17 protein-coding genes are annotated in these 16,849 nt (G+C 70.9%); 9 read left to right on the plus strand and 8 right to left on the minus strand.

What is annotated here, in order from left to right:
* Positions 1-19 precede the first annotated feature (19 nt).
* Together sigK and EAH86_RS08755 are read left to right on the plus strand one after the other, a co-directional pair.
* A complete protein-coding gene (gene sigK / locus EAH86_RS08750) occupies positions 20-616 on the plus strand; it encodes an ECF RNA polymerase sigma factor SigK (protein ID WP_241668294.1) in 597 nt (198 codons plus the stop codon).
* Positions 613-1,398, plus strand: coding sequence for an anti-sigma factor (locus EAH86_RS08755; RefSeq protein ID WP_140739267.1), 786 nt, complete (start codon positions 613-615; stop codon positions 1,396-1,398). Before sigK ends, EAH86_RS08755 begins: the two co-directional genes overlap by 4 nt.
* Positions 1,399-1,513: 115 nt before the next feature.
* On the opposite strand, the gene EAH86_RS08760 is transcribed toward EAH86_RS08755, so the two are convergent.
* Positions 1,514-2,377, minus strand: coding sequence for an LLM class flavin-dependent oxidoreductase (locus EAH86_RS08760; RefSeq protein ID WP_140739270.1), 864 nt, complete (start codon positions 2,375-2,377; stop codon positions 1,514-1,516).
* A 69-nt stretch (positions 2,378-2,446) separates the two neighbouring features.
* Between EAH86_RS08760 and EAH86_RS08765 the strand changes: the two genes are divergently transcribed.
* Genes EAH86_RS08765 through EAH86_RS08775 form a run of 3 tightly spaced genes read left to right on the plus strand, consistent with a single transcriptional unit; the run spans position 2,447 to position 5,363 of the window.
* On the plus strand, positions 2,447-3,493 hold the full coding sequence (locus EAH86_RS08765) for a zinc-dependent alcohol dehydrogenase family protein (protein ID WP_140739273.1): 1,047 nt from the start codon (positions 2,447-2,449) through the stop codon (positions 3,491-3,493).
* A 5-nt stretch (positions 3,494-3,498) separates the two neighbouring features.
* Positions 3,499-4,302 carry a spermidine synthase gene (locus EAH86_RS08770; protein WP_140739276.1) on the plus strand — a complete coding sequence of 268 codons (804 nt, stop codon included), beginning with the start codon at positions 3,499-3,501 and terminating at the stop codon, positions 4,300-4,302.
* A gap of 26 nt (positions 4,303-4,328) precedes the next feature.
* Positions 4,329-5,363, plus strand: coding sequence for a Gfo/Idh/MocA family protein (locus EAH86_RS08775; RefSeq protein ID WP_140739279.1), 1,035 nt, complete (start codon positions 4,329-4,331; stop codon positions 5,361-5,363).
* 144 nt (positions 5,364-5,507) lie between these two features.
* Here the strand turns inward: EAH86_RS08775 and EAH86_RS08780 are convergent, their stop codons facing one another.
* Positions 5,508-5,900 (minus strand): VOC family protein, encoded by a 393-nt coding sequence (locus tag EAH86_RS08780; protein ID WP_140739282.1) that lies wholly within the window; start codon positions 5,898-5,900, stop codon positions 5,508-5,510.
* Between the two features lie 37 nt (positions 5,901-5,937).
* Entirely contained in the window at positions 5,938-6,303 is a 366-nt protein-coding gene (locus EAH86_RS08785; protein WP_140739285.1) for a sterol carrier family protein, read from the minus strand.
* A 199-nt stretch (positions 6,304-6,502) separates the two neighbouring features.
* Between EAH86_RS08785 and EAH86_RS08790 the strand changes: the two genes are divergently transcribed.
* Positions 6,503-7,621, plus strand: a complete 1,119-nt coding sequence (locus tag EAH86_RS08790) for a hypothetical protein (protein ID WP_140739288.1) — start codon at positions 6,503-6,505, stop codon at positions 7,619-7,621.
* 98 nt (positions 7,622-7,719) lie between these two features.
* On the opposite strand, the gene purL is transcribed toward EAH86_RS08790, so the two are convergent.
* The 3 genes from purL to purS are packed head-to-tail and all read right to left on the minus strand — an operon-like array spanning position 7,720 to position 10,942.
* Positions 7,720-10,020 carry a phosphoribosylformylglycinamidine synthase subunit PurL gene (gene purL, locus EAH86_RS08795; protein ID WP_140739291.1) on the minus strand — a complete coding sequence of 767 codons (2,301 nt, stop codon included), beginning with the start codon at positions 10,018-10,020 and terminating at the stop codon, positions 7,720-7,722.
* Positions 10,017-10,688, minus strand: coding sequence for a phosphoribosylformylglycinamidine synthase subunit PurQ (gene purQ / locus EAH86_RS08800; protein WP_140739294.1), 672 nt, complete (start codon positions 10,686-10,688; stop codon positions 10,017-10,019). Before purQ ends, purL begins: the two co-directional genes overlap by 4 nt.
* Positions 10,685-10,942: a phosphoribosylformylglycinamidine synthase subunit PurS gene (purS, locus tag EAH86_RS08805; RefSeq protein WP_140739297.1), complete on the minus strand. Its 258-nt coding sequence runs from the start codon at positions 10,940-10,942 to the stop codon at positions 10,685-10,687. The genes purQ and purS overlap by 4 nt, the downstream gene beginning before the upstream one ends.
* Before the next feature lie 131 nt (positions 10,943-11,073).
* On the opposite strand from purS, the gene EAH86_RS08810 reads away from it, so the two are divergent.
* Positions 11,074-11,514: a nitroreductase/quinone reductase family protein gene (locus EAH86_RS08810; RefSeq protein ID WP_161988603.1), complete on the plus strand. Its 441-nt coding sequence runs from the start codon at positions 11,074-11,076 to the stop codon at positions 11,512-11,514.
* A gap of 7 nt (positions 11,515-11,521) precedes the next feature.
* Here EAH86_RS08810 and EAH86_RS08815 read toward each other — a convergent pair whose 3' ends face one another.
* Positions 11,522-12,445 (minus strand): phosphoribosylaminoimidazolesuccinocarboxamide synthase, encoded by a 924-nt coding sequence (locus tag EAH86_RS08815; RefSeq protein WP_140739303.1) that lies wholly within the window; start codon positions 12,443-12,445, stop codon positions 11,522-11,524.
* A 314-nt stretch (positions 12,446-12,759) separates the two neighbouring features.
* Here EAH86_RS08815 and EAH86_RS08820 point away from each other — a divergent pair, with 314 nt between their 5' ends.
* Positions 12,760-14,199: an MFS transporter gene (locus EAH86_RS08820; protein WP_161988604.1), complete on the plus strand. Its 1,440-nt coding sequence runs from the start codon at positions 12,760-12,762 to the stop codon at positions 14,197-14,199.
* Positions 14,200-14,202: 3 nt separating this feature from the next.
* On the opposite strand, the gene purD is transcribed toward EAH86_RS08820, so the two are convergent.
* Complete coding sequence (gene purD, locus EAH86_RS08825) at positions 14,203-15,486, minus strand: phosphoribosylamine--glycine ligase (RefSeq protein ID WP_140739309.1); 1,284 nt, start codon at positions 15,484-15,486, stop codon at positions 14,203-14,205.
* 245 nt (positions 15,487-15,731) lie between these two features.
* On the opposite strand from purD, the gene EAH86_RS08830 reads away from it, so the two are divergent.
* Positions 15,732-16,769, plus strand: coding sequence for a helix-turn-helix transcriptional regulator (locus tag EAH86_RS08830; RefSeq protein WP_161988605.1), 1,038 nt, complete (start codon positions 15,732-15,734; stop codon positions 16,767-16,769).
* Positions 16,770-16,849: the final 80 nt, after the last annotated feature.

A 16,849-nucleotide genomic window follows, 5' to 3' on the forward strand; every position in this document is an offset into this window, starting at 1 on the left:
ATCAGTGATGATGGTGTCCATGGCAGCCACCCCCTCAGGTCCCCAACCGACATGGGGAGGTGCTGCCGTGGGCACCGACCTCGCCGGTTTGCTACGGGCCAGCGCCCTCGGTGACGAGAACGCCTTCGCCCAGCTGTACGACGCGGTGTCCGCCCGGATCTACGGGTTGGTGCTTCGCGTGGTGCGAGACCCGGCACAGTCCCAGGAAGTTGCTCAGGAAGCCTTGCTCGACATCTGGCGCACCAGCGCCCGGTTCGACCCCGCGCGGGGCAGCGCGGTGAGCTGGATGCTCACCATCGCCCACCGCAAGGCGGTCGACCGGGTGCGGTCCGCGCAGGCGTCGACGGACCGTGAGCACACCTACGGGTCACGGAACCAGGAGCGCACCTTCGACGAGACCGCCGAGACGGTCGACCGTCGCCTGGACGCCCAACGAGTACGCAACGCGCTGGACTCGCTCACCGAGACCCAGCGCGGCGCAGTCGAACTTGCCTACCTCGGTGGTTACACGCACACCGAGGTGGCCTCCCTCCTGGACGTGCCCCTCGGCACCGCCAAGACCCGAATACGTGACGGACTTATCCGCCTGAGAGACACCCTGGGGGTGCAGTCATGAGTGCCGACATCCACGGTTTGGTCGGCGCCTATGCAGTCGATGCGATCGACGAGCAGGAACGCAGCGCCTTCGAGCTGCACCTCGCCGAGTGCCCCGAGTGCCAGGCGGAAGTCGCCAGCCTGCGTGAAGCAGCCGCACAGCTGTCCTTGATGAGCGAGACCGCGCCCCCGTCGTCGATGCGGGACTCGGTGCTCGCCGGCATCCGGACCGTGCGTCCCCTCCCCCCTCTCGAGGCGCAGTCCCCTGGCGCGGTCGCCTCTGGACCCGTTGGCGGCACCTCGCCCACGGCTGACGCGCCACACCCGGCCGGGACGAACGTGCTCACCTTCCGTCCACGGCGTCGGGTGACCACCTGGCTCGCGACGGCTGCGGCAGCCGCGGCCCTCCTCATCGGGGGAATCACCTGGAGCCCGTGGGACAACGGCGTCAAGGAACCCGTGACCGCCACGCAGGTGCTGCAGGCCAAGGACGCCCAGCGGTTCGAGCGGACGATCGGTGGTGCCAAGGCGACCATCGTGCGCAGCGCCTCGCTCGGCACGGCCGTCATCATCGCGGACAACATGCCTGCGGCACCCGATGGCAAGGACTTCCAGGTGTGGCTGAACGAGCCCAACAAGGGAATGGTCAGCGCAGGCCTCATGCCGCACGCGTCAGCGCCGACGGTGACCATGGTGCTGAGTGGCGACGCCGCCACCGCCACCGCGGCAGGCATCACGGTGGAACCAGCGGGCGGGTCGACGTCGCCCACGACGGCACCGATCGCGCTGTTCGCGTTCACCTGACCGAACCCACAGCAGACTGAGGCGGACCCTGGACACGGACCGGGGCCCGCCTCAGTCATGTCCGCGGGTCCAACGACGCTGTGCGCGACCGCTCGCGATGGACGCTGGGGCTCGGCTACCTGAGGCCGGGCAGCTGGGTCGCGACCTCCTCGAGGACCGCCTCGCTGCCCGCATAGACGCCCTCGGCCCGCGGCCAGTGCGTGACGGCGTCGGTGAACCCGAGCTCGCCTGCCCGCCCGACCATCTCGGTGAACAGGTCGACGCTCTCGAGAGAGAAGCGCGGCGCTCCGTCGAGCGAGAGGTAGCGGTCAAGGGGGGCGGTGCGGGCTGCCGCCGCCTCAGCCTCGTCGAGCTTCGCCGACAGGTCGGCGATACCGGTCCACCAGTCGTCCATGGTCTCGCCGCCCTTGCCGAAGGTCACCCAGCCCTGGCCGTGGGCCGCGGCCAGGCGCAGGGATCGCGGCCCGTTGGCGGCGATGACGAACGGCACCCGCGGCTCCTGCACCGGGCCGGGGAGGGTCCGCGCGTCGACGGTCCGGTAGTGGCTCGCCTCGTGCGACACGTGGTCCTCGCGGAACAGCCGGTCGAGCACCTCGACGAACTCGTGGAACCGATCGACGCGGTCCTTCAGGGGGCGCTGCTCGCCGAGGATCCCAGCGTCGAGGTCTCCACCGGTCCCGAGTCCGCAGATCAGCCGGCCCCCCGAGATGTCTTCCAGCGCAAGCAGATCCCGCAGGAACACATAGGGGTGACGGTAGTTGGGCGAGCTGACGAAGGTCCCCAGTCGGATCGTCGAGGTAGCCATCGCGGCTGCCGTCAGGGTGGGCAGTGCACCGAACCAGGGCGAGTCCTGCAGTCCCGCCCAGACGAGGTGGTCGTACGTCCAGGCGTGGTCGAACCCGTACCCCTCGGCGCGCTGCCACAGGGGTTCGGCGACGGACCAGCGGTGCTCGGGGAGGATGGTGATGCCGAAGCGCATGCAGGGAGCGTATGCCGCGTGGTGACCACGCGGCATACCCCTGCCTGTCCGCGTGGCAGGCTGGGAGGCATGAAGGCCACCATCCTGAACGCGCCCGGCGACATCCGCGTCGAAGGCGTCCCTGACCCGACCATCGCCAAGCCCACCGATGCCCTGGTCCGGGTGACGGCCGCCTGCGTGTGCGGCAGCGACCTCTGGCCCTACCGCGGGATCAACGCGGTCACCGAGCCAACCCGTATCGGCCACGAGTTCGTCGGGATCGTCGAGGAGGTCGGCAGCGAGGTGCGCAGCGTCCGCGCGGGTGACTTCGTCATCGCGCCGTTCATGTACTCCGACAACACCTGCCCGCACTGCCGCGTCGGGATCCAGTCGCGCTGCGACCACGGCGGTTTCTGGGGCGGCCCGGACCGCGACGGCATCATGGCCGACGGCGGTCAGGGCGAGTACGTCCGCGTTCCGCTCGCCGACGGCACCCTGGTCGCCACCCGGGACGTGCCGGGCGACGACCTGGTCCCCAGCCTGCTCAGCCTGTCCGACGTGATGGGCACCGGCTGGCACGCGGCGGTCGCCGCCCAGGTGCAGGAGGGTGACACGGTCGTGGTCGTCGGTGACGGCGCGGTCGGGCTCAGCGCCGTCCTCGCCGCGGCTCGGATGGGTGCCGAACGCATCATCGTGATGTCCCGGCACGAGAGCCGCCAACGGATCGCCCGCGAGTTCGGCGCCACCGACGTCGTCGAGGTCCGCGGCGACGAAGCCGTCGCGGCGGTCAAGGAGCTGACCTCCGGCGTAGGTGCGGACGCAGTCCTGGAGTGCGTCGGCACCAACGAGTCGATGTCGACGGCGATCGCTGTGGCGCGGCCGGGAGCCACCGTGGGCTATGTCGGCGTGCCACACGGGATCGAGTACCCGGTGCGGGACCTGTTCGCCCGCAACGTCGGGATCGCCGGCGGGATCGCGCCGGCCCGGCAATACCTCCCGCAGCTGCGTGACGACGTGCTGGCCGGGGCGATCAACCCCGGACTGGTCTTCGACCTCGAGGTGCCGCTCGCCGAGGTGGCCGAGGGCTACGCCGCCATGGACGAACGCCGGGCCATCAAGTCACTGATCCGTCCCTGACGCAGATGCAGGAGTTCCGCTTCGAGGTGGACGAGCACGGCGGGAGCACCGTCCTCGTCGACGGCTACCCGCAGTCGTACGTGAGCCTGGACGACCCGGAGCTCTTGGTCTTCGGCTACATCCAGCACCTCGCAGCGGTGATCGACTCGCTGCCCGACGGGCCTGTGGCGGTCACCCACGTCGGCGGTGCCGCGATGACGCTGCCGCGCTACGTGCAGCACACCCGGCCAGGCTCACCGCAGATCGTCCTCGAACCCGATGCGTCCCTCACCGAGGAGGTGCGCCGTGAGCTGCCGCTGCCGCGCGGGCACCGCATCCGGGTGCGTCCGCAGCGCGGTCGCGAGGGGCTGGCAGTGCTCAGGGACTCCAGCGCCGACGCAGTGGTCGTCGACGCGTATGCCGACAGCCAGGTGCCCGCCGACCTCACCAGCGAGGAGTGGTTCGCAGACGTGGCAAGGGTGCTGCGGCCGAGTGGGGTCCTCGTGATGAACACCGCCGACGAGCCAGACCACCGCCATGCGGCCCGCGTCCGGGCCGGCCTGGCCCGCCACCTGCCCTACACGGCGGCGATCGCGCAGGTGGACATCTGGAAGCGGCGCCGGTTCGGCAACCTCGTGCTGGTCGGGTCCCGCCAGCCGCTGCTGCTGGGTTCGATCATCCGCAGCGTGGCCAAGGGCGCGTTCCCCAGCACGGTGCGCGAGGGAGCCGAGCTGACCCGCGCGCTGGGTTCGGGACGGCCCTTCACCGACGCCGACGCCGCGCCCTCGCCACCTCCCCCGACGCCAGCAGATGGATGGCGGGTGCGCTGACCTCGGCGAACGCCGATGATGGGTCGATGTCTTCCCTGACGCTGCCTGCTCCCCGCACGCCCGACCCGCGTGACGCACCCACCCTGCGTTGGGGCATCCTCGCCCCGGGCGGAATTGCCCGGTCCTTCGCCACCGCACTGCAGGCCCGCACCGGCCAGCACCTCCAGGCGGTCGCGTCCCGGAGCCTGCGCCGGGCCCAGGACTTCGCCGACGACTTCGGGATCCAGACCGCCCATGGTTCGTATGCCGACCTGGTCTCGGACCCGGATGTCGACGTCGTCTACGTCGCCTCACCCCACTCCGAGCACCGCACCCAGGCGATGCTCGCGACTGCTGCCGGCAAGCCGGTGCTCGTCGAGAAGGCCTTCGCCCGGAACTCCAGCGAGGCACGAGACATCATCGAATCTGCCAGCGCCGCAGGGGTTTTCGCGATGGAAGCCATGTGGACCCGATTCCTGCCCCACATCGACGTGGTGCGGCGCTGCCTCGAGGACGGCCTGCTCGGCGAGGTCCACACGGTGCAGGCGGACCACGGCCAGGCGCTCTATCCGGACGGCCCGCAGCGCCTCTCCGACCCGGCCCTCGCCGGTGGCGCCCTGCTCGACCTGGGGATCTACCCGGTGTCGTTCGCCCACTTCGTCCTCGGGGACTTCGTCGACGTGACCGCGACCTGCGTCCGCACCGAGTCGGGCGTGGACGCGCAGGACGCCATCGGCGTCACCAGCAGCAATGGTGCGATGGGCCTCCTCGGCGCCACCATGCTGACCAAGACCCCGACCGTGGCGACCGTCTGCGGCACCCGGGCGCGGCTCGAGATCGACGGGGACTTCTACGGGCCTCGGGCCGTGGTGCGACTCGTGGCCAACGACGGCACCGAGCTCGACCGGTTCGTCAACGAGGACACCGATTTCGGGCTGCACTTCGAGGCCGCCGAGGTGGCGCGTCAGGTCACCGCCGGCAACCTTGAGTCCCCGCTGATGCCGCTCGCCGAGACCCTCACGATCATGGACGCACTCGACGACATCCGGGCCCAGATCGGGGTCCGTTACCCGGGCGAGTGAGCGCGCCTTCCCGAGGTCGACTTGTTGCCGCCTCGTGGTCACCGGAGCTGCGATTCGGGGTCCGGTGACGATCTGCGCGCAACAAGTCGAGCACCCAGTCCTCGGCCCTTGCCCGCCAGTCGGCGCCCGCCCTCGGCTGAACCGCTAGAAGGTCTCGCCCCGGCGCCACTCCATCTCCTGCAGCTCGAACGAGTTGCCGTCGGGGTCGGCGAACTCCGCGCCCTTGACCCCACCGCCGAACTCGTGGACCTCGCTCACCTCGACCCCTCGGCGGACGAGCTCGGCCCGCGCCTCCGCAATGTCCTCGACCACCAGGTGCAGTCCCCTGATCGTGCCGGGCTCTCCGCGGTAGACGTCCAGCCCTGTGCCGAAGCCGATCGAACAACCGGAGCCCTCGGCCGTCACCTGCACGATCCGGACTCCCTCGGCGGGCTGCACGTCGACGTCCTTGGTGAAGCCGAGCTTGCCGACGTAGAACTCGATGGACCGCTCGACGTCCGCAACCGGCACGGGGACGAGCTCCAGCTTCATCTGCATGGGAAGAGATCTCCTTCGACTGTTCGGGTGCGGCCGATCATTTCACCAGGGGCAGGTATGCCGCGAGGTCGGCGCGGTGCCCGCTCACCCGGAGGGTGCCCGCCTCCCAGGCACCGTCCCAGCTGAGCGCGCCGGTCGCGACGGCGAGCCAGGTCTGGGCGTCGGTCTCCACCACGTTGGGCGGCGTGCCGCGGGTGTGGGTCGTCCCGGCGACGCACTGCACGGCGCCGAACGGTGGCACGCGTACTTCGACGCTGCGTCCGGGCGCGACGACCGACAGCTCCTCCAGCGTGTAGCGCACCGCCATCGCGAGGTCCGACCGCTGGGTCGACTCCCCGTGGGCCTGCCACGCAACCACGGCCGCCCGGCCGTCGACGACGGGAACTCGGCGGCGCGGCGGCATACCGGCATCGTCGCACGACGCACCCACCCGCCCGGTGGCCGGCAGGTCCCCCCGTTCGGTGGGCGAGAAAGGGTAGTTCTACCCATCGACGGCGTCAGACCCCAGACGTACTGTTCGTGGCGGGGACAAAGAGGGGTCGAACGGCCCGGACGCGTTGGGGACGCGACCGGGCCGCTCGCATGGTGGGAAGGTGAAACCCATGCCGACCGATCCGCCGAGCGGACGCTCGAGAAGCGCCCGCTGGTTCGTGCCGCTGGTGGCGATCGCGTTGGCCGTCACCGGCGGGACGGCCTGCACGGGTAGCCCGGAGCCGGGGCCGACGACGCCGAGGCTGAAGCTCGCGTGGCAGGGGGTCACGTTGCCGGACGGTGCCGAGCCGGAGTCGTTGGCCGGCGCGGGCAACACCGTCGTCGTCGGGGGTCGCTCCGACGGGGCACCGAGGATGTTCGTCCTGCGTGACGACCTCGCGGTCCGGAGGGTCGATCTCGTCGGGCACGGGGTCTATGCGGCCACGGCCACCTGGGTCGATCTCGCCATCGACGGCCCGCAGGTGCTCGCCCTGGGCCGCGCGAGCGGCGGAGCCCACGGACTCCCCAGATGGACGGTGTGGAGCGGTTCGACGCAGCGGGTGGAGGAACAGCCACAACCCTTCGAGACGTTCGGTGGGCCTCGGTCGGGGGGCCTCGCCGGCGTCGCGCTGGGGTCAGGGAGGGCCCTCGTCGTGGGTTCGTGGGATGACGGCGGCGCTGGCCTGGACGCGGCGGTGTGGGGCGTCTCCGGCACCTCGTGGGGACGCACGGGGATGACCTCGGGGGCACTGGCCAGCACCGCCACCCGACTGGTTCAGCCTGCGGCAGCGGCGGTGACCAGCACGGGGGTCTACCTCGTGGGGTCGACGACCGACCTGGGCGGGGACGACGTCGTCCTCGGCGCGAGCGCCTGGACAGCTCCTCACCCAGAAGGCCCGTGGACCCGGGTCGACCTTCCTGCGACCACCACCAGCTCCAGGGCCACCGGACTGTCCTGCGACAGCACAGGATGCTGGGTCGTCGGTCTCGACGGTGACGCTGTGGCGCTGTGGCGCCTTGACCCCGACAGGGCAGCCCGGGTCACCCTGCCGCGCGATGCGTCCTCGTCCCCCGGCCGGGTCGCGGCCGTGGCTGCAGTGAGCGGACAAGTCTGGGTCGCGACTTCCGTGCAGGACGGGTCGCAGCTCCTCAGGCGCGACGCCGAAGGTTCCTGGACGGTGTTCGACGGACCCACGGCCAACCGGCCCGAGTCGCCCTGTGGGGACACCGGGTCGGCGTCGTCAGCATGACCAGCAGCGCCAGCCGGCTCGCGGTCGCGACACCCTGAGCCCGATGGTCCCGCGGCGGCGCGGCCGGCTCCGGCTCTCACTGAGCCCGCGCCCGCGTCCTAGCCGCCGAAGACCGCGGCCAAGGTGCCCGTGTGGGCCTCGCGCAGGTCGGCGAGCGACACCGTGAACTGGCCCTGGACGTCGAGGCCGTCGGTCTCGTCGTCGACGACGCCGATCCGCGCGTGCACCTGCCCACGGGCGGTGCACATGTCGGTGAAGCGCACCTCCTCTGAGCGCGGCACCGACACGATGACGCGGGCGGTGGACTCGCTGTAGAGGGCGGTGAACGCGTCGATGGCGTCCCGTTCGCACAGCTCGTCGAGCCAGATCCGGGCGCCGACGCCGTAGCGCATCGCCGCCTCGGCGAGCGCGATGGCGAGGCCGCCGTCCGACAGGTCGTGCGCGGCGTCGACGAGACCGTCACGGCTCGCGTTGACGAGGATCTCGCCGAGCAGCTGCTCGGCACCGAGGTCCACAGCCGGCGGCAGACCACCCAGGTGGCCGTGGACGACGTGCGCCCATTCACCGCCGGCGAGCTCGTTGCGTGTCATGCCGAGCAAGTAGATGACCTGGCCGGCCGTCTTCCAGCCCGACGGGGTGCGCCGGGAGACGTCATCCATGACGCCGAGGACGCCGATCACCGGAGTCGGGTGGATCGCGATGTCACCGGTCTGGTTGTAGAACGAGACGTTGCCGCCGGTGACGGGGATGCCGAGCGTCTTGCAGCCCTCGGCGATGCCCTTGACCGACTCGCGGAACTGCCACATCACGCCCGGGTCCTCCGGCGAACCGAAGTTGAGGCAGTCCGTGACCGCAAGCGGGGTCGCGCCCGCGGTGGCGACGTTGCGATAGGACTCGGCCAGCGCGAGCTGCGCCCCGGTGTAGGGGTCGAGCTTGGCGAACCGGCTGTTGCAGTCGGTCGAGACCGCGACACCGCGGCCGGTCTCCTCGTCGACGCGAACCACACCGGCGTCGTCGGGCATCGCGAGCGCGGTGTTGCCCAGGACGTAGCGGTCGTACTGGTCGGTGACCCAGGACTTGTCGCAGAGGTTGGGTGAGGCCAGCAGGGTGAGCAGGTCGGACTTGAGCCCGTTGCCGTCGACGGGACGACCGAGCGTGTCAGTTCCGTTGGCCTGCAGGTCATCGAGGTATGCCGGCCGCTCCAGCGGGCGGTGGTAGGTCGGCCCTTCGTGGGCGACCGACCGCGGCGGGACGTCCACGATGACCTCACCGTGCCAGGTGATGACCAGGTGGTCGCCGTCGGTGACCTCGCCGAGGACGGTGGCCTCGACGTCCCAGCGGTCGGTGATGGCCATGAACTCGTCGAGCTTGCCGGGCTCGACCACGGCCATCATCCGCTCCTGGCTCTCCGACATGAGGATCTCCTCAGGGCGGAGCGAGGCGTCGCGCAGCGGCACCCGGTCGAGCTCGATCTGCATGCCGCCGTCACCGTTGGACGCGAGCTCGCTGGTCGCGCACGACAGGCCGGCGCCGCCGAGGTCCTGGATGCCGTCGACCACGTGCGCGGCATACAGGTCGAGACAGCACTCGATGAGCACCTTCTCTGCGAACGGGTCGCCGACCTGGACCGCGGGACGCTTGGTGGGGCCGCCCGCGTCGAAGGTCTCGGACGCGAGGACGGAGACGCCACCGATGCCGTCGCCGCCGGTCTTGGCGCCGAAGAGGATCACCTTGTTGCCGACGCCGGATGCCTTGGCCAGGTGGATGTCCTCGATGCGCATGGCCCCGACGCACAGGGCGTTGACGAGCGGGTTGCCCTGGTAGCAGTCGTCGAAGACGACCTCGCCGCCGATGTTGGGCAGGCCGATGCAGTTGCCGTAGCCGCCGACTCCTGCGACGACGCCCGGGAGCACGCGCTGGGTGTCGGGGTGGTTGAGGTTGCCGAACCGCAGCGGGTCCATGATCGCGATCGGGCGGGCACCCATCGACATGATGTCGCGGATGATGCCGCCGACGCCGGTGGCCGCGCCCTGGTAGGGCTCGACGTAGGACGGGTGGTTGTGCGACTCGACCTTGAAGGTCACCGCCCAGCCGTCGCCGATGTCGACCACGCCGGCGTTCTCACCGATGCCGACGAGCAGCTTCTCGCGCATCTCGTCGGTGGTGTTCTCGCCCCAGAGGGAGAAGTGCACCTTGCTCGACTTGTAGGAGCAGTGCTCGGACCACATGACCGAGTACATCGCGAGCTCGGCGCTGGTGGGGCGGCGGCCGATGATCTCGCGGATGCTGGCGTACTCGTCCGCCTTGAGACCGAGCGCGGCCCACGGCTGGTCGACCTCGGGGGTCTGCGCCGCATGCCCGACGGTGTCGACTGTGGGGCGATCAATCTGTGCGGTCATGCGTTGACAACTGCCTTCAGGACGGAGGTGAAGAACGGGAGCCCGTCGGTCGAGGGGCCGTAGCCCTCCTCGACCGCGTGCTCGGGGTGGGGCATGAGGCCCACGATGTTGCCGCGCTCGTTGGTGATGCCCGCGATCTTGCGGTACGAGCCGTTGGGGTTGTCACCGGCATACCGGAAGACCACCCGACCCTCGCCCTCGAGCCGGTCCAGCGTCGGCTCGTCGGCGACGAAGCCGCCCTCGCCGTTCTTGAGGACGATGGTGATCTCCTGGCCGACCTCGAAGTCCGAGGTCCACGCGGTCTGGGTGTTCTCGACCACGAGCCGCTGGTCGACGCAGTTGAACTTGCGGTGGTCGTTGCGGATCAGCGCGCCGGGCAGCAGGTGCGACTCACAGAGCACCTGGAACCCGTTGCAGATGCCGATGACCGGCAGGCCGCCCTGGGCCGCGGGGATGAGCGCGTCCATCACGGGCGCGAAACGGGCGATCGCCCCGCAGCGCAGGTAGTCACCGTAGGAGAACCCGCCGGGCAGGATGACCGCGTCGACGCCCTTGAGGTCGGCGTCGCCGTGCCAGAGGGTGACGGCCTCGGCTCCGACGGCACGCACGGCCCGCGCCGCGTCGCGGTCGTCGAGCGACCCCGGAAACGTGACGACCCCGACCTTCACTGGTCGGGGTCCTCGGCACGCACGGACACGACGTCCTCGATCACGGGGTTGGACAGCAGCTTCTCGGCAGCCTCCGCGGCGGCCGCGAGGTGCTCGTCGGTGACCTCGCCGTCCACGGTGAGGACGAACCGCTTGCCCTGCCTCACCTCCGTGAACTGCTCGAAGCCGAGCCGGGGAAGAGCCCCGCCGACGGCTTGACCCTGGGGGTCGAGGATCTCTGGCTTCAACATGACGTCAATGACGACGTGGCCCATTCGGGTGTCTCCTGGGTTGAGCACGGTGGCGCGGGGAAGGGAAGCGACCACAGTCTATCCGCGCCACAACCGTGGGTATGCCGCGCGGTCACCGCGCGGACGGCGCACAATCAGGAGTGGAGGTGGGCCTGGTGAACAGAGTGTCGAAAGCGATGATGAGGACTGCCGGCAAGGCGGCGGTGTTCGTCTACCGCCGAAGTGGCGGACGGATGGGGGGCAAGGCACTCGGAGGCGCCCCGGTCCTGCTCCTCACCGTGGCGGGCCGCAAGTCCGGAACTCCGCACACCACCGCGGTCAGCTACTTCGAGCACGACGGGGGCTACGTGGTGGTCGGGTCCGCCGGCGGCACGCCGAATGAACCGCAGTGGTTCAAGAACGTGCGCAAGGCGGCGACCGCAGCCGTCGAGGTCGGGCCAGCACCTCGGCGCTCCGTCGGGATCCGCGTCCTGACCGGCGAGGAGCGCGACCGGGTGTGGACCGATGTCGTCCTCGCGCAGGTCCCGGCGTTCGCCAAGTACGAGACCAAGTCCGGTCGTCCCATGCCGCTCGCCCTCCTGACTCCCGTCGGCTGATCCGCCCTCAGCCGGCTGAGAAGGAACGGCCCGTGAGGCGCTCGTAGGCCTCGACATACTTGGCCCGGGTGCGCTCCACGACGTCGTCGGGAAGGGGCGGTGGGGCCTCGCCGGAGGCCTTGTCCCAGCCACTGGCCGGGGAGATCAGCCACTCGCGGACGAACTCCTTGTCGAACGACGGTTGCGTGTGGCCGGGCTCCCACTGGTCGGCGGGCCAGAACCTCGACGAGTCCGGGGTCAGTACCTCGTCGGCCAGCACCAACGTGTCGCCCTCGAGGCCGAACTCGACCTTGGTGTCCGCGATGAGGATCCCGCGCTCGGCCGCGATCTCGTTGCCCCGCTTGAGGATCGCCACGGTCAGTTCCCTGGCCCGCGCGGCCAGGTCGGCGCCCAGCTCACGCTCCACGTCGGCATACGGCATCGGCTCGTCGTGCTCACCCACCGGCGCCTTGGTCGACGGGGTGAAGACCGGTTCGGGGAGCCGTGACCCGTCGACGAGGCCCTCCGGGAGCCGGACGCCGCTGACCTGGCCGTCGGCGACGTACTCGCGAAGGCCGCCACCGGTGAGGTAAGCCCTCGCGACACATTCGACGGGGAGCATCTTCAGCCGGTTGACCAGCACCGCCCGCCCAGCAACCGCGGACGGGACGTCGGTCGAGACCACGTGGTTGGGCACCAGGTCGACCAACTGCTCGAACCACCAGAGCGAGAGCTGCGTCAGCACCGCGCCCTTGTCGGGGATCGGGCTGTCGAGGATGAAGTCGAACGCCGACAGCCGGTCGCTCGCCACGAGGAGGAGCTGGTCGTCGCGCGGTGCGCCGGAGTCGTCGAGCGGCGCGTAGAGGTCGCGGACCTTGCCCGAGTAGACGTGGGCGTAGCCGGGGAGGGCCAGCGGCGCGTCGGGCGCCTGGTCGGGCTGGGAGGACGTCATGCCGACATCCTTCCAGCCGCCTCGACTTGTTGCTCCCTGCTCGTCATGTGGACCCGAATCCGCCACTCCATGACCACACGAGAGCAACAAGTCCCGACGTGGCCCGACTTGTTGTCTCCAGGTCGTCATGCGGACCCGAATCCGCCGCCCCATGACCACACGAGAGCAACAAGTCGTGACGTGGCCCGACTTGTTGTCTCCAGGTCGTCATGCGGACCCGAATCCGCCGCCCCATGACCACACGAGAGCAACAAGTCGTGATCGGCATGGGGCGGCTTGACTTGAAGTCCACTTCATCTTTCAGACTCGTCGCCATGCCCACTGCCACCCACGACGCCACCGCGCGCACCGCCTCCCTGCGGGACCGCGCGCACCTCCCCTTCGCCGTGGGGGCGGTCGCGCTGGTGACCTTGGGCGCCTTCGAGAACCGCGCGACGATGACGGTGCTGCCGACGGTCGCGCGAGAGCTCGACGGGTTGTGGCTGTTCGGTGCGGCGAGCGCCGCGCCCCTCGTGTCGTTCGTCCTCGCCACGGTCATCGCGGGCGCCTGGGCGGACCACCGTGGTCCGGTGCGGCCGTTACAGGCGGGCATGGCGGTGTTCGTGGTCTCCCAGGTGCTGATGGCCCTGGCACCGGGAATGGTGCTGTTCACCCTCGGGCGGTTCGGCTCGGGCATCGCCGAGGCGCTGATGGACGTGTCGCTCACGGTGCTGCTGGCGCGTGCCCTGCCGAAGGAGCTGCGCGCCAAGGTCTTTGCCGCGTTCGCGGCCGCCTGGGTGCTGCCCTCCCTGGTGGGCCCACCTGTCGCCGGGCTGCTCACCGAGGTCGTGTCGTGGCGGGCGGTCTTCGCAGTGGGTGTCGCCCTGCTCCCGCTCGCCTGGCTCCTCCTGCGACCGTCGATGCGGACCGCCGGAGTCCCGGCTGCGACCGGCACCGCGTCCCCCGGCACCCGGTCGGCCGGCTCGGAGCCTGCGTCCACCGCCTGGTCGCCCCGCGAGCACCGCGCCGTCCGGGCTGCCGCGGTGGCGGCAGCGGGCCTGGCGGCCCTCACGGCCGGCGGATCCCTGCTCGGCCGGTCCGGACCCGTCGAGCTCCTCGGCGCCGCTCTCGTCCTCGTCGGCGTCGCCTGCACCGGGCCGGCGATCCGCACCGTGCTGCCGGCCGGGACCCTCCGGTTCGCCCACGGCATACCCGCGCTGGTCGCTCTCCGCGGCCTGGTGGCGGCCGCGTTCGGCACCGCCGGAAGCCTCCTGCCGCTCATGCTCACGACGATCCACGGACTCGGCCCAGCGGCTGCCGGCATCAGCCTCACCGTCACGGGTCTCTGCTGGGCGGCCGGCTCCCAGGTGCACGGGCTCGACGCCGTCCAGCGTCGGGTCAGCCCCGTGCGCCGGCTCCAGATCGGCTTCGGGCTCATCGCCGTCGGCGTCCTGGGTCCGGCTCTGACCAGCCTGCAGAGCCTCCCGGTCGCCGCCGGCCTCGCGCTCTGGGGCCTGGCCGGTCTCGGGATGGGTGTGGTGTCACCGACACTGTCCACCCAGCTGCTGCGCTTCGCCCCGGTGCACGACCAGGGGCGGATCACCGCCGCGTCGAGCCTGACGGCGTCGGTCGCCCAGGCCGTGGGGCTGGCTGTCGCCGGCTCCCTCATCGCGTGGCAGGCGCCTGACCTGCCCGGCTGGCTCTTCGCCTCGACGATGGCAGGCTGCGCCGCGGTCGGCGTCGTCGGCTTCGTGGCGGCGCGCCGAGCCGGGTGACCCTCAGCCGACGTGCAGCTCGTTGCGCTCGGCAGCGAGGGCGATGTCGGTGCGGTGGTGCGAACCCTCGAGCTCGATGTGGTCCACCGCCTCGTAGACGCGTTCGCGCGCCTGGGTGAGGCTCTCGCCGAGTGCCACCACGGACAGCACCCGTCCCCCGGCAGAGACGAGCATGCCGTCCTTGTCGCGGGCGGTGCCCGCATGGAGCACGTATGCCGCGGGCACGTCGGCCGCGTCCTCGACCCCAGTGATCGCGTCGCCGGTGCGCGGCGTGCCCGGGTAGTTGTGGGAGGCGACGACCACCGTGACGGCGTGCTGCTCCGACCAGTGGAGCGAGCCCACGCCATCGAGCCGGCCGGTGGCAGCAGCCTTCAGCAGGCCACCGAGGGGCGTCTGCAGACGGGCCAGCACCACCTGCGTCTCGGGGTCACCGAACCTGGCGTTGAACTCGATGACGCGCGGACCGCGGGAGGTGATCGCGACGCCGATGTAGAGGACCCCCACGAACGGCGTTCCGCGGCGCGCCATCTCGTCCACGGTCGGCTGCGCCACCCGGCTGACCAGCTCGTCGACCATCGAGGCCGGCGCCCAGTCCAGCGGCGAGTAGGCGCCCATCCCGCCGGTGTTGGGGCCCTGGTCGTCATCCCCCACGCGCTTGAAGTCCTGGGCCGGGGCGAGGGGGAGGACCGTGCTGCCGTCACACAGGCAGAACAGCGACACCTCCGGGCCGTCGAGGAACTCCTCGATGACGACCGTGCCCCCCTCCTTGGCCAGGCAGAGCTGGGCATGGGCCAGCGCCTCGTCGCGGTCGTTGGTGACGACCACCCCCTTGCCTGCGGCCAGTCCGTCGTCCTTGACGACGTGCGGTGCGCCCAGGGCGTCGAGCGCGTCGGCGACCTCGTCGAGGGTGCTGCAGACGCGAGCCAGGGCCGTCGGTACGTCGGCCGCGGCCATGATGTCCTTGGCGAAGGACTTGCTGCCCTCCAGGCGTGCGGCCTCGGCCGAGGGGCCGAACACGGCGAAGCCCGCCTCGCGAACCTGGTCCGCGACTCCCGCCACGAGCGGGGCCTCCGGACCGATCACGACCAGGTCGACGGCGTGCCGACCGGCGAGGGCGGCGATACCTGCCCCGTCCAGCAGCCCGCCGGGGAGGGCTTCGCACAGGGCGATCGCGTCCATCCCCGGGTTGCCGGGAGCCACGATCACCGCATCCACGTCCGGGTCGGCGCCAAGGGCCTTGACGATGGCGTGCTCGCGAGCACCGGTACCGATGACGAGAACCTTCACGGGGCCAGCGTAGAGACTCGGCCCGGACATGAGTGCGCGGCGTCCCGGGGAGGCAGGGGGGACAATCTCCCAGGGACGCCGCGCAGCCGACGTGCGGTCGCCTGGCGGGGGAACCTGCAACCATGCACGTGGGTCGACGCTGTCGACTGAATAAAGAGTGGACCATGGTTGGCCTGGAGGTAAAGCCCATACGTGGCGGACTTGCGTCATTGACGGAAGTTCGCCAGCGGACGAGCATGAGGGGCATGGTCGTCGAGAACCAGGCAGACGTGGTGGAAGGCATCGACCGGGCCACCCTCGCGACCAAGCTCGACATCGCCGCTGACGACGACGACGCCGAAGGTGCCGTCACCCGGATCTTCCTGGCCGCCCTGCAGCACCCCGAACCGACCCGCGCCCTGCTGATCGCCCAAGGCATGAAGGGCCCGCTGGTCGACCACTCCCTCGAGGTGCTGGGCAGCCGCGGACTTGTCCGCCTGCACCCGGGCGGTCGCATCGAGGTCATCCCGCCCGACATCTCGCTGCCGGCCCTCGCGCTCGACTACGAGCGCCGCGCGCGCGAGACCCGCTCCGCCGCACACGAGCTCGCCCAGGTCTTCTTCCTGGCGCGGTCTGCGTCGCGCACTCCGGACGTGGGCACCGTGCGCATCCTCAACTCGCTGGACGAGATCGCCGCCGTGACAGCCGAGGCGGTGGCTGCCGGCACCCAGCAGATCCGCAGCTTCCGCTCCCTCTCGCCACGCACCCGGGCGGTGTTCGCCAGCCCGCTGCACAGCCACGAGGAGCCCACCCTGGGCGTCAGCGGCAACCAGCTCGAGTACACGACGGTCTACGACACCGAGGTGCTGGAGATCGACGGGGCCCTGGAGATCCTCGAGGCCCGCGAGCGCGGCGGCGAACGGTTCCGGTTCACCTCGTCGGTACCGTTCTCCGCGGTGATCGTCGACGACGCCTCGGCGATCGTGGACGTGAGCGCCTTCGACCCCTCTGGCTTCGGGTCAGCACTGATCCGGGCCCGCTCGATGGTGCTCGCACTGATCGCGCTCTCCGACCACCTCTGGGACCTCGGTTCCCCCCTCAGCGTCGGGGGGGTGGCCACCGAACGTCGCGACCAGATGATCCTCTCCCTGCTCGCGGCGGGGGCCCCGGATGCCACCATCGCGCGCCAGACCGGCGTCTCGCAGCGCACCGTCGAGCGCCGGGTCCGGGCCCTGATGGACCAGCTCGGCGCCGGGACGCGCTTCCAGGCCGGTGTCCAGGCCGCCCGCCGCGGAATGATCTAGCCGCCTCCAGTCTGTGAACTGCTGCACGGTGGGGTCTCCCCTGCTCGCTAGACTCGTGCGTTCCCCCCAGGGGGACACCA

The sequence above is a fragment of the Pedococcus bigeumensis genome (assembly GCF_006438965.1).
GTDB classification, from domain to species: Bacteria; Actinomycetota; Actinomycetes; order Actinomycetales; family Dermatophilaceae; genus Pedococcus; species Pedococcus bigeumensis_A.

Bases quoted from the DNA above. Each gene is read 5' to 3' on its own strand.
- sigK (WP_241668294.1), top strand. From the start codon at position 20: ATGGCAGCCACCCCCTCAGGTCCCCAACCGACATGGGGAGGTGCTGCC.
- EAH86_RS08755 (WP_140739267.1), top strand. From the start codon at position 613: ATGAGTGCCGACATCCACGGTTTGGTCGGCGCCTATGCAGTCGATGCG.
- EAH86_RS08760 (WP_140739270.1), bottom strand. From the start codon at position 2,377: ATGCGCTTCGGCATCACCATCCTCCCCGAGCACCGCTGGTCCGTCGCC.
- EAH86_RS08765 (WP_140739273.1), top strand. From the start codon at position 2,447: ATGAAGGCCACCATCCTGAACGCGCCCGGCGACATCCGCGTCGAAGGC.
- EAH86_RS08770 (WP_140739276.1), top strand. From the start codon at position 3,499: ATGCAGGAGTTCCGCTTCGAGGTGGACGAGCACGGCGGGAGCACCGTC.
- EAH86_RS08775 (WP_140739279.1), top strand. From the start codon at position 4,329: ATGTCTTCCCTGACGCTGCCTGCTCCCCGCACGCCCGACCCGCGTGAC.
- EAH86_RS08780 (WP_140739282.1), bottom strand. From the start codon at position 5,900: ATGCAGATGAAGCTGGAGCTCGTCCCCGTGCCGGTTGCGGACGTCGAG.
- EAH86_RS08785 (WP_140739285.1), bottom strand. From the start codon at position 6,303: ATGCCGCCGCGCCGCCGAGTTCCCGTCGTCGACGGCCGGGCGGCCGTG.
- EAH86_RS08790 (WP_140739288.1), top strand. From the start codon at position 6,503: ATGCCGACCGATCCGCCGAGCGGACGCTCGAGAAGCGCCCGCTGGTTC.
- purL (WP_140739291.1), bottom strand. From the start codon at position 10,020: ATGACCGCACAGATTGATCGCCCCACAGTCGACACCGTCGGGCATGCG.
- purS (WP_140739297.1), bottom strand. From the start codon at position 10,942: ATGGGCCACGTCGTCATTGACGTCATGTTGAAGCCAGAGATCCTCGAC.
- EAH86_RS08815 (WP_140739303.1), bottom strand. From the start codon at position 12,445: ATGACGTCCTCCCAGCCCGACCAGGCGCCCGACGCGCCGCTGGCCCTC.
- EAH86_RS08820 (WP_161988604.1), top strand. From the start codon at position 12,760: ATGCCCACTGCCACCCACGACGCCACCGCGCGCACCGCCTCCCTGCGG.
- EAH86_RS08830 (WP_161988605.1), top strand. From the start codon at position 15,732: ATGGTCGTCGAGAACCAGGCAGACGTGGTGGAAGGCATCGACCGGGCC.